This window comes from Halalkalibacterium ligniniphilum (assembly GCF_000334155.1).
In the GTDB taxonomy this organism is placed as follows: domain Bacteria; phylum Bacillota; class Bacilli; order Bacillales; family Bacillaceae_D; genus Halalkalibacterium; species Halalkalibacterium ligniniphilum.
The window spans coordinates 38,413-50,825 of sequence record NZ_ANNK01000089.1; the positions used below are offsets into that span (position 1 = coordinate 38,413).

At 37.3% G+C, this 12,413-nt stretch carries 12 protein-coding genes; 8 read left to right on the forward strand and 4 right to left on the reverse strand.

Features of this window, described 5'->3' with window-relative positions:
* Positions 1-2 precede the first annotated feature (2 nt).
* Together BLT_RS0109945 and BLT_RS21735 are read right to left on the reverse strand one after the other, a co-directional pair.
* The gene (locus BLT_RS0109945) at positions 3-1,250 is read right to left on the reverse strand and encodes an aromatic ring-hydroxylating dioxygenase subunit alpha (protein ID WP_017727645.1); all 1,248 of its coding nucleotides are present in this window, start codon (positions 1,248-1,250) and stop codon (positions 3-5) included.
* A 122-nt stretch (positions 1,251-1,372) separates the two neighbouring features.
* Positions 1,373-2,134, reverse strand: coding sequence for an IclR family transcriptional regulator (locus BLT_RS21735; RefSeq protein WP_017727646.1), 762 nt, complete (start codon positions 2,132-2,134; stop codon positions 1,373-1,375).
* Between the two features lie 152 nt (positions 2,135-2,286).
* On the opposite strand from BLT_RS21735, the gene BLT_RS0109955 reads away from it, so the two are divergent.
* On the forward strand, positions 2,287-3,279 hold the full coding sequence (locus BLT_RS0109955; RefSeq protein ID WP_017727647.1) for a PdxA family dehydrogenase: 993 nt from the start codon (positions 2,287-2,289) through the stop codon (positions 3,277-3,279).
* Between the two features lie 536 nt (positions 3,280-3,815).
* On the opposite strand, the gene BLT_RS0109965 is transcribed toward BLT_RS0109955, so the two are convergent.
* Positions 3,816-5,210 carry a hypothetical protein gene (locus BLT_RS0109965; RefSeq protein ID WP_017727649.1) on the reverse strand — a complete coding sequence of 465 codons (1,395 nt, stop codon included), beginning with the start codon at positions 5,208-5,210 and terminating at the stop codon, positions 3,816-3,818.
* Between the two features lie 61 nt (positions 5,211-5,271).
* The gene (locus tag BLT_RS0109970) at positions 5,272-5,514 is read right to left on the reverse strand and encodes a hypothetical protein (protein ID WP_017727650.1); all 243 of its coding nucleotides are present in this window, start codon (positions 5,512-5,514) and stop codon (positions 5,272-5,274) included.
* 330 nt (positions 5,515-5,844) lie between these two features.
* Between BLT_RS0109970 and BLT_RS0109975 the strand changes: the two genes are divergently transcribed.
* The 7 genes from BLT_RS0109975 to BLT_RS0110005 all read left to right on the forward strand — a co-directional run bounded on the left by BLT_RS0109975 (position 5,845) and on the right by BLT_RS0110005 (position 12,219).
* Positions 5,845-7,131, forward strand: coding sequence for a Rieske 2Fe-2S domain-containing protein (locus tag BLT_RS0109975; protein WP_017727651.1), 1,287 nt, complete (start codon positions 5,845-5,847; stop codon positions 7,129-7,131).
* 270 nt (positions 7,132-7,401) lie between these two features.
* Positions 7,402-7,830: a MarR family winged helix-turn-helix transcriptional regulator gene (locus BLT_RS0109980; protein ID WP_035425741.1), complete on the forward strand. Its 429-nt coding sequence runs from the start codon at positions 7,402-7,404 to the stop codon at positions 7,828-7,830.
* 59 nt (positions 7,831-7,889) lie between these two features.
* Positions 7,890-8,873 (forward strand): ring-cleaving dioxygenase, encoded by a 984-nt coding sequence (locus tag BLT_RS0109985; protein ID WP_017727653.1) that lies wholly within the window; start codon positions 7,890-7,892, stop codon positions 8,871-8,873.
* 25 nt (positions 8,874-8,898) lie between these two features.
* On the forward strand, positions 8,899-9,510 hold the full coding sequence (locus tag BLT_RS0109990; RefSeq protein ID WP_017727654.1) for an alpha/beta hydrolase: 612 nt from the start codon (positions 8,899-8,901) through the stop codon (positions 9,508-9,510).
* A 348-nt stretch (positions 9,511-9,858) separates the two neighbouring features.
* Positions 9,859-10,278: a DUF4395 domain-containing protein gene (locus BLT_RS0109995; RefSeq protein WP_017727655.1), complete on the forward strand. Its 420-nt coding sequence runs from the start codon at positions 9,859-9,861 to the stop codon at positions 10,276-10,278.
* Positions 10,279-10,445: 167 nt separating this feature from the next.
* The gene (locus BLT_RS0110000) at positions 10,446-10,853 is read left to right on the forward strand and encodes a MerR family transcriptional regulator (protein ID WP_017727656.1); all 408 of its coding nucleotides are present in this window, start codon (positions 10,446-10,448) and stop codon (positions 10,851-10,853) included.
* A 37-nt stretch (positions 10,854-10,890) separates the two neighbouring features.
* The gene (locus BLT_RS0110005) at positions 10,891-12,219 is read left to right on the forward strand and encodes a hemolysin family protein (RefSeq protein ID WP_017727657.1); all 1,329 of its coding nucleotides are present in this window, start codon (positions 10,891-10,893) and stop codon (positions 12,217-12,219) included.
* Positions 12,220-12,413: the final 194 nt, after the last annotated feature.

Genomic DNA, 12,413 nt, shown 5'->3' on the forward strand with positions numbered 1-12,413 from the left:
TTTTACAGTTCCATCAGTTCGCGATAGTGCTTCCAAAAGCCACGAATTGATGTTTCTGTTACACGGTATTCCACACTTTTTACGTCGTTTCCACCCATTTCCATAATGGAGAATTTGTCTTTGTCCCGAACGATTCCCTTTTGGACAAGCTCTCCGACACCACCGTCCTCTAGTGAGACAAAGCCTGCAGGCCCTACTAGATTTGATTGTTTCAATCTCATTTTTGTCATTTCATCATCATCATCTTCAAATCCGATATACGTCCACACTAACTCACTTTTACCCGTGCCTTTAGGAAGTAACTGGCGGACAGCTAAGGCATTTCCAATTTGCTGAAGCACCATCCCAGGAAAGATAGATTGTATTGCTAGCGTAATTCCATCATCAAACTCAGGTCTTCCATCAAGTAAGGACGGATCGTCTAATGTATATTTAGATTTGTAGGAGCGTACTTTTTCTTTCTGATAGGAATTTTCCTTTTCTGTCGCAGCGCCGTACGTATAACTTGTGTGGTGTCTGCCTGTTTCATCAAGGTCAATACCTCCCTTTTGTGACAGCCTGTTCAGACCGAAAGTTGTAAAAAACGTATGAAGCAAACTTGCGTGATAGGAGTCTTTTACATTTTCGAAATAAAGCTTCCAATTGTTTTCCATCATTTGACGATTATATCCTAGCACTCGAATCGGTTTATTAAATACCCGATCGAGATAATACCTCATTTTTTCTCCTAAATACTCTTCAATGGGTTCCATGCTTTCAGCGAAAGTTCCAAAAATAATTCCTTTGTATGTTGTTATGCGAAGCTTTTGCAGAGAATGCTTGGATTGGTCAAAACTATCAGGCATTCCACCTTTGCCGTTCACTCCTTTTTTAAAGGGGACTCCAATTAAATCTCCTTTTGCATCATAAGCCCATGCATGATAAACACAGGTAAAGGTTTTTTGGTTACCGCAAGTATCCATACATACGTTAGCTCCGCGATGGGCACAACGGTTTACAAAGGAGTTGATTGAACCATCGGAATCTCTCGTTACGACGACAGGGGTATCTCCGACAAACGTTGCTTTGTAATCGCCTGCTTTTGGGATTTCAGCCTCTAAACCGAGATAGTTCCAAGTCGAACCACGGTAAATTTTTTCTTGTTCTCTCTCATAAATGGCTTTATCCATATACACATCATAGGGAACACGCGTAACGTCTTCTTTTGGCCAAATTAAATTTTCGGAATTGTGTAAAACATCATTTGTCATAGCAACTTACTCCTTTCAAAATTTAAATTAGTTTGTTCTTGCCTTTATTCTATCGGGGATTGGGAGGTGTTCCTAGGCGTTGTTCAGTATACTCGAACATATAAAAAGAATTTTTTGAATTTTTAAGAAATCATACCTAAGCTTTCAGAAATGAGACGGCTGTATATTTCCATTTCTCCTTTTACTCTTTCAACTTGGCCTGAGGACATTAATTCAGTAGGTCTTGTCACACTTAAAGCAACAACGACCCGATCGAACTCATCATAAACAGGAACCGATACAGAACTGACGCCTGTTCGAAATTCTCCGTGGGATAGAGCATAACCTTTCCTGCGTATTTTAATGAGTTCGTTCCATAAATCTTCTTTGGACGTTATCGTGCGCTCCGTAAAAGCATTTAAGTCTTTTTGTAAATAATGTGCAATTTCTTGTTCGTCCTGATAAGCTAATAATACTTTTCCAGCGGCTGTACAATGGGAAGGGAGGCGCTTTCCCATTGTATTGATGACTTTAGAATCTCGATCTTCTGGTAAACGAATCAAATAAACGATCTCACCTTTATCATAGGTAACCATTTGAATGACACCACGAACCTTATCGAGCATTTGTTTTAACAAAGGTAATGCTACTTGCGCCACTTCTATTTCATGATAGACGACCGAGCCTATTTCAAAGGCTCCTAAAGATAAATGATATTTCCTCGTTTCTTCGTTTCTTTGTACCAAATTTTCTTCACACAATATTTGAATTAATCGACTTACGGTGCTTTTCGCTAATCCAAATCGCTTGCTTAATTCACTAATTCCTAATTCCGGCTCTTCTTGTGTGAAAGCTTTTAAAATTCGAATTGCCTTATGAACGGAAGATAACTGATTTGTTTTCATGATGTGATGACCTCCTTAATGAGAGAATACAGTTTTTTATATAGATAGTTATTTTAATGTTCGATATATTCGAACAAATACCTTTCTTTTCTTTGGATGAAACGTTAAGATTTAACTCAAATTTGTGATAAAAGAGTTAGAGGAGGAAGAGAATGAATGAATCTAAAGAAAAACCGATTATTGCAATAACAATTGGTGATCCGGCAGGTATTGGCCCCGAAATTGTTCTTAAGGCAATGAAAACGGAGAAAGTTTTTGACCAGTGTAAACCAGTCATTATAGGCAATGTAGAAGTTTTAAAATTTTATAACGAACTGTTAGATGTCGGTTTGCACTTTCATCTGATTAACGATATTCAGAACGCAAAATTTATCAAAGGGACTGTGGATGTTTTCAATATGGAGCATGTGTCTATTCCTGAAATAAAACCGGGGGAAAGCAACCCTATGAACGGCATAGCGATGCTTAAATATACCGAATCTGCAGTTCAGCTCGCATTAAAAAAAGAAGTACATGCAGTGATCGGTGGCCCTCATACGAAGAAATCAGTAGAACTAGCAGGAGTTCCATTTGATGGATATCCAGGGTTTGTATCAAAATTAGCAAACACGCCTCAAAATGAACATTTCCTCATGCTTGTTTCAGATAACTTAAGGATTGTGAATGTAACGCTACATGTTTCTTTACGTAAAGCTTTAACGATGATTAACAAACAATTGATTTATCATGCGATTCGGGCAACCTATCAGACTTTAAAAAATCTAGGAATACATTCTCCCAAAATCGCTGTTTCTGGATTAAACCCCCATGCTGGTGAAGGGGGGCTATTTGGAACGGAAGAAATAGAAGAGATAGTTCCTGCGATACGTAAAGCGAGAGAAGAAGAGATAAACGTGGATGGACCTTTTAGCCCTGACACGATGTTATTAGAATATGACAAAAATAAATATGATGCGTATATTGCCATGTACCATGACCAAGCGCATATTCCAATCAAGGCACTATCGTTTGGAAAAATATCGGCTATGACTATCGGTACCCCAATCATTTTTTGCACAGTCGGTCATGGGAGTGCTCCAGATATTGCTGGAAAGGGCGAAGCAAGCCCTGAAAGCTTATTAAAAACAATCGAACGTTTGATGTAACGATTAGATCAAACACTCTAGAGATTGTTCGAACTCACTCCTAAATGTAGTTTGATTTTTGCAATATATAAAATCGTAGCACCTAAGGGAGGGGAAATAGATGATGTTTGTTTGTAAAAACCATGTTAAGGAAGGGTTGAAAATTTTTGATACTCCTCATATAAAGGAAGTTAAAAAACAAACATTATTAAAACGTTGTAGTTTCTGTAATAATCATTCCGAGTATAAAATATACTTTACAACTCCTGTTTTGAAAAAGTATTTAAAAGATTACATTTAGGGATAAGTATAAAGAATTTTTAAAACCTTTCAGCCAGAAATGATTAGTTCGCTTTAAGAAGGACATGGTTTTATAAACTCACTAAGATTTCTTTTTAATAGAAGTGCGTACCCATCCGTATGGATAGCTGGTCGCACTTCTATTTTTTGTATGATTTAGACTGTTAACAGGAAGTTATTTAGCTCATTTTTCTTTTAATAAATTTTTTTCAGATTATAGTGAATAAACAGTTTTACTCTTAAACAAGACTAACTTTTTAGGAAATAAGGTATTGCAATAGTATTGAAATAACGGATGTTGTTGCGATGATGCTTAAAGCAAAAAAGATGTTCCTTTTGACGACATTCATTGGCGTATCATTGATTGTTACAGCGACAACATTTGCATTCACAGTAAAAGGGCTAGAAGCGGAACCGGTTAAAGCAGCACCTAATATTGCAATCGCAAACCATTCAGGCATAATTCCAATCACTTCTATATTAATGGTCTGTGTAACAAGTACAACGACCAGTTGAGGAATAATTCCAATCCACGTTAGTGCAAAAACAATAAGTCCAATAACAAGCAATACGAAGGGTCCGATGATCTCTTTAAGAAAAAGGATGGAGTCATTAATTTGCCCACTTAATTGTGTTTGTTCAATCACATTAATCATTAAACCAATTGTTACAAATAAAGCAACCTGAGCAGAGGTTTTTGGTACTTGTTGCTTTAGGTGACTTTTGAATAAAATCGTAAAGGTTTTCGGTTTTTTTAATAAATAAGACCAGCATAGTGAAAATGGAATAACGGTTAGAACAACGGCATCAATCATGGAATAGTCAAACCAATTATTTAAAGCCAATACGATCATACAAAAAGCAAAGATGCTACATAGAAGTACGATTAAGGCAAATTTATGCTTACTTGTAGAGCTTAATTCATTATTTTCATGAACAAAAAAATTGCTTTTGTTAACGTTTTCAAATTTTTTATAACTAATCATCATATCACTAATTAATAAAATTAAGGCAATTGTGAATGTAATCGAAAGGACAATTATTGGATTGGAGTGTGTTCCTGCAATAACAATCGTTGGTGCTACCGCAACTGGCGTCCAAAATAATGTCATAATATAAGGGCGAACAAAAGTAAGTGTCTGAAATTTCTTTTGAAAATCTTCAGAAGCGTTTTTTATAAAGTTAACCAGTGTTGATTGACTTAAAGGAATAGCTGCTACTCCCATAATCGACGAAAGGAAAAAAGTTACAGTCGAGTACATGGCATAGAGCCCTTTCATCGACGTGATTCTCGGTTTAAAAAAATAATAAATCTTTTGTGGGTAAGCTCCAAGACGAACCGGGATTGAAATCAGAGGTGCATAGGCGATCAAAACAAGAACATTTGTCAAACTTGAAAAATAATAAACGGCATCCCATGTAAAGAGATCATAGTCGACCATAAGCATTAGAGAGAAAGAGAGAGCAGCTAAAATAATAATCTTGTAAAAGATAGGTGTTCCAGGTATCGATAGAAGGAGAGCAAAAAAACATAATAGACTTAAAATCAGTTCTACACCAGGTATAGGTAAAATCAGTTGTAATAGGTAAAGGATAAATAAAAGATTAAAGACAACCACGCGTATTGTGGTAATTTGAATGTTCTTTTTCATCGTCAATCCTTTTCCTTTTTCTTTCTCTTAATAAAAAAGCAGCCAGTATCTTGATACATGGCTACCACACTTGCGCAACTTCGGCTTGTTCGGCCGCTTCCCACGCTGGTAATACAACAAACCCATCCTTTTCAGCTACTTCCCAATACTCATCTTCCTTCCTTAAGCCGATCACAACACGTATACCATGCTTTCTTAGCAATTTTGCACGTTGCTGTCCACCATTTTCTCTATAACCAAGAATTGCTACTGTTCTATCTTTGTATAAAGAAATGATTAGTTCTTCATATTTAAATGTATCCATCTCGCATGCTCCTTTGACGTTAAATTTCAAATCGTACTTTAATTATAATATTCAGATAATACGCATACAAATTAATAATTTATATTGGACCTATTTAAAAAAACTATAAATACGTTTAATAGGATAGTTCAAAAGGATAGCATGATGATTTTCTTACTCTTTTAAATGATCAAGGGTTTAAGAAACCTTGCAGTAAACGGACTTTCAGCAAAGATGTTATTTAATTAATTTATATGTCATATATAAACATTCAATTTGAAGGGACATATTGTAAGCGTTATTATAAAAACTATAAAGAATATTTGAAAAATTGTTCAGGAGGTAATTGAAATGCTATCAAGAGAAGATAATATTCGATTAACAAAGACTGGCCCTGGAACGGATATGGGTCAATTTATGAGGAAATTTTGGATTCCAGCTTTGCTATCAGAAGAGCTCCCTGAGCCAGATTGCCCACCAGTGAAAGTGAAGTTATTAGGAGAAGAACTTGTTGCCTTTCGCGATACAGATGGAAATATCGGTTTAATTGATGAATTTTGCCCACATCGAAGAGTATCCCTTTTCTTTGGTCGAAATGAACAATGTGGATTAAGATGCCCTTACCATGGGTGGAAATTTGATACAGAAGGAAACTGTGTCGATATGCCATCAGAGCCGCCAGAAAGTGAATTTAAACACAAAGTGAAAATCAAATCGTATCCTTGTGAGGAAAAAGGTGGCGTAATTTGGACGTACATGGGACCAGAAGAAGAAAAGCCAGAGCTGCCGTTACAAGAATGGATGCTTGTACCTGACTCCCATCGCTTCCTTTCGAAAAAAATACAAGAATGTAATTATTTCCAAGCGTTAGAAGGTGGAATTGACTCAAGCCATGTTTCCATCTTGCACTCAGGCTCTGTCGGTGGTTTAGGGGTCTCGAAAAACAGTAGTAGTCCAGAATTGCTTGCTAAAGATACGGCTCCAAAATTTGAAGTAGTGGATACGGAATACGGAATGTTAATAGGTGCTAGAAGAAATGCAGACGATAAAAATTATTATTGGAGAATTACACAATTCTTAATGCCATGGTATACAATGATTCCTCCATTTGGTGGAGCACCTAGAGGCGGACATGCGTGGGTACCAATTGATGATGAAAGCTGTATGGTGTGGAGCTGGAGCTGGACACCTACTCGTCCACTTACACAAGAAGAAATTGACCAAATGGCAAGAGGTGAAGGGATTCATGCTGAATTAATTCCAGGAACCTTCCGTCCAGTTGCCAATAAAGATAATATGTATTTAATTGATCGTGATATGCAAAAAAGAGGTGAATCCTTTGTTGGTATTAAAGGTGTTGGAATGGAGGACCAAGCAGTGCAGGAAAGTGCAGGCGTCATTACCGACCGTTCATTAGAACGATTAGGTACAAGTGATACAGCGATTATTAAAGCAAGACGAAGATTATTAAATGCAATGAAGCAGTTTAAGGAAGGAGGCCCAATCGAAGCATTGAGCGCTGAAAGTAGTCAAATTAGAGCAGCGTCCGTTTTATTAGAAAAAGGGTTACCATTTCAAGAAGGTGCGAAAGAGCAGCTGTCGTTAAAAGATGAAGACATTGAAGCGGAAGTCGTCTAAGGAAATCGTTCAATAAAAGCTAAGCTATGTAGGAAAAAGTGCATGTGAAGCATCCAGGATTCGGATGCCATCCATGCACTTTTTTATGTTTTAATTAAATGGCGGAAAGCTCATATCTTGTGATATGGGTAAAATAAATTGAGGAGAGAACAATAAGCTTGTTTTAAAAAAAATGATTTTTCTTTTTACTTTACATTTCATCAGTTTAGTACTAAACTTATTTTAGAAGATATTAGGAAATGAGGTGATGACCACTTGGAAGTAAATAAAATGAATGCTTCCCACAAAGAGAGGCTTGGACTTTTACTTTGGTTTCGCTTGGCACGGTTTTATAATCGCAGCAACAGACTTTCAAATCATCATTTAAAAAAGTGGAACATTACGATCTCTCAATTCGATCTTCTTGTTCAAATTGGAGCACATCAGCCGATTTCTCAGCAAGAGCTTGCAGAGAAATTACTTGTAACGAAGGGAAACATGACGCAGGCTGTTGTAAAGCTTGAAAAGCAAGGCTTGATTCAGCGCAAACAAGTGTGGCGTACAAAGTTAATTTCTTTAACAGCGACGGGAGAACAGCTTTACAAAGAGGTGGTTCCAATCCAACAACAATTTCAAGCAGCCCAATTTGATGTCCTGACAAAGGAAGAACAAAAACAACTGCTTACCTTGCTTAAAAAGTTGCAAAAACAAGAACAATAATTTTTTTTGAATCAACAGTTTAGTATTAAACCGAATTTATTTAAAAGGAGAGAGAAACGATGGAATTAAAACCGCTAAAAGGACAGCACCATGTCTCTGCGATTACAGCAAACGCGAAAGGAAATTATGAATTTTATACGAAATTATTAGGTCTTCGACTTGTGAAAAAAACTGTGAATCAAGATGATACGTCTGTTTACCATCTATTTTATGCAGATGAAAGAGGAAATCCAGGAACAGATTTAACCTTTTTTGAAATTCCATATGCGGGACAAACTCACTATGGTACAAATAGCATTTCAGCCACTTCCTTACGTGTGCCAACGGATGCGTCCCTTGCATACTGGAAAAAGCGTTTTGAGGAAAACGGCATTGAACATGACGAGATTTCTCAAGATAGTGGTCGGGCAGCCCTTTCTTTCCGCGATTTCGAAGGGCAACGTCTTGTTCTTGTTTCAGATGAAAATAACAAAGGTGTGTCAGGAGGTGTCCCTTGGAAAAAAAGCCCAATTGCAACTGAGCATGCGATTCGTGGACTCGGTCCAGTGACATTAACGGTCTCTCGTCCAGAATTAACAGCGAAAATTTTAAAAGATGTATTGGGCTTTCGTGAAATAGGCGTGTATCCTTCTCCTGTGAAAGGTCAAAAGGACATTCGTGTATTTGAAACAGGGGAAGGTGGAACAGGTGCAGAAGTTCACCTTGAAGAGCGTACGGATCTTGATCGTGAACGTCCTGGACGAGGAAGTGTGCACCATGTTGCGTTCCGTGTAGAAAGTAAGGAAGAACTAGACAAGTGGGTTCAATTTGTGAGTCAGGTTGGTTTACCAAATTCAGGTTTTGTTGAACGCTATTACTTCCGTTCTCTTTACTTCAGAGAGCCAAATGGAATTTTATTTGAGCTAGCAACTGATGGTCCAGGCTTTGAAGGAGATGAGCCATTTGAAACATTGGGAGAAAGTTTGGCATTACCTCCATACCTAGAGAAACAACGTAGCCACATTGAAGCAACCTTAAAACCATTGGATACAAAAGAAAACTAAATCAACGAAAAGGGGAGGATAACAAATGGAACACGTATTTATTGAAGGTCAAGATAAAAATGCGCCTACTTTATTGCTTCTTCACGGTACAGGTGGTAATGAACGTGATCTCCTACCACTTGCAGATATGATTGCACCTGCTTCTTCTGTTTTAGGAGTAAGAGGGAACGTTGTTGAAAACGGAATGGCTCGTTTCTTTCATCGTCTTGCTGAAGGGGTTTTTGATGAAGAGGATTTAATCTTTCGAACAAAAGAGCTAAATGAATTTTTAGATGAGGCAGCTCAAAATTATCATTTTGATCGCAGGAGCCTTGTTGCAATCGGCTATTCAAACGGTGCCAACATTGCTGCAAGTCTCATCTATCACCATAACAAATCACTAAATGGTGCAGTCCTGTTTCATGCCATGGTTCCACGTCGTGGAGTCGAGATACCTGAGCTTTCGAGTCTTCCAATTTTTATTGGTGCGGGTAAGCGTGATCCTCTCATTCCAGCAGCAGAAACGAAAGAGCTAGTTGCCAACTTAAAAGCTGCTGGTGCGAATGTAACAGAGCATTGGGGCGAAGGTGGTCATGAATTGACAAGAGAAGAAATAGAACTAGCTAGAGAGTGGTTCATCAAGCATTATGGGGCATAATTTCTTAAAAAAGAGGCTGGGACATAACGAACGTGTATGATTGAAATTGCGAACAATGCACAACCTTAGCGAAGTATATTTCCGAAGCGAATGCGATGCAGCAACGATCATGACGTTCGGATTTCTCATCAAATAAAAACTCTTTTGTCCCAACCCCTTCGTAAGCTTTTTTAGAATTTTTATGAGTTGCTCCACAGCTTTGAAAGGTTATCCTTGCTTATCTTTAAAAAAAAATTATAGATTCATATAAGAGAAGTTGGATTTGTTTTTTTCTTTGAATGAGTATCATATAATAAGGAAAAGCCAATTAGGTCAAATGATTAATTTTAAAAAAAGGGGGGGAATCGTATGAAAGAAATTCCTGTAACTTTGATTAAAGCGAATCAAACATTGCTGGTGACACTAACGTTAGCGGCAATTGTTTTTCAAAACGTATGGATTGTTGCGATGACGTTTATTCTTACATCCCTATCTCTTCTTTTTGGACCAAAAGCGAACGTTGCTTTTCGATTAGCAAAATTATTGATCAAAAAGGATTTGTCTAAGGATGAAACAGAAGCTGCAGTGTTGCAACAGTTTAATCAACGTATTGCAACAAGCCTATTAGGGATAGCGCTTATTATTTTAATCACAACTGGGCACTGGATTGCTTGGATATTTGTCGGAATGGTTACTACAGCAGCAACCGTTGCATTATTAGGATTTTGTGTTGGATGCTTTCTTTACTTTCAATTCAAAAAGCTTTCCTACCGTTTAAAAACGAAGTAAGTAGCAAAAAACAAACCCACGTTAATGGTGGGTTTGTTTTTTCTTCGGACTTTTTTTCAGCAGTTTTGAATAGTATAAGAAATAATAGTTTAAAGTCTAACGTTTTACTGTACGGTTTTTGAAAAAAATGATATGTTGATTATATGTGTATATATTAAGGGGGGGCGATGGATCTTGGGAAGGGTTTACTTCGTATTGGGCAAGTTGCTGAGTTAAGTGGTTTATCGACGAGAACGATAGACTATTATACACGAGAAGGATTATTAGCATTTGAGCGTTCTTCTGCAAATTATCGACTCTATCATCACAGTGTCCTTGAAACATTAGAGCGAATTAAATTGTTAAAAAAACAACGAATGTCTCTCGTTGAAATTGCTGCCACGATGCAAAAGTCAAGTAATGACGAAATTGTACCAATACTATGCGAAGTTCAAGAAGAAATTAATTGTTTACAGAAAAAATTAACTTCACTTGAGGAAGCAATGAAAAATATTCCTCAAAATGAAAAACAGCTCGTATATAAGGAGCTTAAGGAAAAACTTTCAAGTGTCAAACAGCTTTTAATATTACTTTGAAATTTTCGGAGGTGAACCCCTCTTTTGAGGGAAGTAATTGGACATAATTTTAACTATTAATCTTTTATTAGTTGCTCTTCTTATTGCATTAACGGCTTTCTTTGTAGGTTCAGAATTTGCAGTTGTAAAAGTACGTATGTCACGGCTTGAACAATTAATCGCAGAAGGCAACAAGAAAGCGGTCATTGCCAAAAAAGTGGCTAATAACTTAGATTATTATCTCTCTGCCTGTCAGCTCGGGATAACTGTAACGGCATTAGGTCTTGGTTGGTTAGGAAAGCCCACTGTTGAAAGACTTTTGTATCCTTTGTTTGATAGTTTTGGAGTTCCGCAATCTTTATCGACGGTCATATCATTTGTAGTGGCATTTTCAATCGTCACATTTCTTCATGTCGTGGTGGGTGAGCTTGCACCGAAGTCATTAGCCATTCAATTTGCAGAACAGATGACACTGTTGCTTGCTCGTCCGCTATATTGGTTTGGGAAGGTCATGTATCCACTCATTTTGACGTTAAATGGATCGGCACGAGTATTACTTCGTTTATTCGGAGTTCAACCTGCTGGTCATGAGCAGGCACATTCTGAAGAAGAATTAAAAATAATTATGACGCAGAGCTTTAATAGTGGTGAAATTAACCAAACAGAATTATCTTACATGGAGAACATCTTCACGTTCGATGAACGAGTTGCGAAAGACATCATGGTTCCTCGTACTCAAATGATAACGTTGGAACAGACGATGAATCATGAGGAAATTATTGCGATTCTAGATGAACATAAGTATACACGTTACCCAGTAACCGAGGCAGGGGACAAAGACCATATCATTGGGTTTGTTAATGTTAAGGAAATGCTTACAAACCACGCAGCAGGTCGTCATAGTCAGTTAGTTGAATGTGTTCACGAGATGCCTGTGTTTCACGAAGGTACCTCGCTTCAAGATGTATTACTTAAAATGCAATCAGATCGAGTTCATATTGCTTTGGTCATTGATGAGTACGGTGGCACAGCCGGTATTATTACGATGGAGGATATTTTGGAAGAAATCGTTGGGGAAATTCGTGATGAATTTGATACTGATGAGATTCCAGATATTCAACAAAAAAGTGAGGACGTCTATCATATCAATGGCCGTGTTTTACTGTCTGATATTGAAAAGCAGTTTGGAATTACGTTTGAAGACAGTGACGATGTTGATACAATAGGTGGATGGTTCCAACTAAAGAAAATCGATGCAATGCCAAACGATTCAATTGAGCAAGGCGAAAATCGTTGGACTGTTCTTGAGATGGATAACTATCAAATATTGACGGTGGCTTTGCAGTTACGAGCCGTACCGTCAGACAATAATGAAGAGATATTATAGTGAGAGTTTTTCTGAAAAACTTCTTTCAGACTCAACCTGTATTGGTTGAAAGATAATAGCAAAGCTTGTAAAGGTAGTAGACTATCTTTACAAGCTTTTTGTTTGTCTAAAAAATAATCCATGCAATTTTATTATCTGAAAATAGAGTTTATTAAAAATGCTCAGGAATCTATTGTAAAGAACTTTTTCTATTT

What these genes read in the sequence shown, in the direction of transcription:
- BLT_RS0109945 (WP_017727645.1), bottom strand. Translation starts at nt 1,250, where the DNA reads ATGACAAATGATGTTTTACACAATTCCGAAAATTTAATTTGGCCAAAA.
- BLT_RS21735 (WP_017727646.1), bottom strand. Translation starts at nt 2,134, where the DNA reads ATGAAAACAAATCAGTTATCTTCCGTTCATAAGGCAATTCGAATTTTA.
- BLT_RS0109955 (WP_017727647.1), top strand. Translation starts at nt 2,287, where the DNA reads ATGAATGAATCTAAAGAAAAACCGATTATTGCAATAACAATTGGTGAT.
- BLT_RS0109965 (WP_017727649.1), bottom strand. Translation starts at nt 5,210, where the DNA reads ATGAAAAAGAACATTCAAATTACCACAATACGCGTGGTTGTCTTTAAT.
- BLT_RS0109970 (WP_017727650.1), bottom strand. Translation starts at nt 5,514, where the DNA reads ATGGATACATTTAAATATGAAGAACTAATCATTTCTTTATACAAAGAT.
- BLT_RS0109975 (WP_017727651.1), top strand. Translation starts at nt 5,845, where the DNA reads ATGCTATCAAGAGAAGATAATATTCGATTAACAAAGACTGGCCCTGGA.
- BLT_RS0109980 (WP_035425741.1), top strand. Translation starts at nt 7,402, where the DNA reads ATGAATGCTTCCCACAAAGAGAGGCTTGGACTTTTACTTTGGTTTCGC.
- BLT_RS0109985 (WP_017727653.1), top strand. Translation starts at nt 7,890, where the DNA reads ATGGAATTAAAACCGCTAAAAGGACAGCACCATGTCTCTGCGATTACA.
- BLT_RS0109990 (WP_017727654.1), top strand. Translation starts at nt 8,899, where the DNA reads ATGGAACACGTATTTATTGAAGGTCAAGATAAAAATGCGCCTACTTTA.
- BLT_RS0109995 (WP_017727655.1), top strand. Translation starts at nt 9,859, where the DNA reads ATGAAAGAAATTCCTGTAACTTTGATTAAAGCGAATCAAACATTGCTG.
- BLT_RS0110000 (WP_017727656.1), top strand. Translation starts at nt 10,446, where the DNA reads ATGGATCTTGGGAAGGGTTTACTTCGTATTGGGCAAGTTGCTGAGTTA.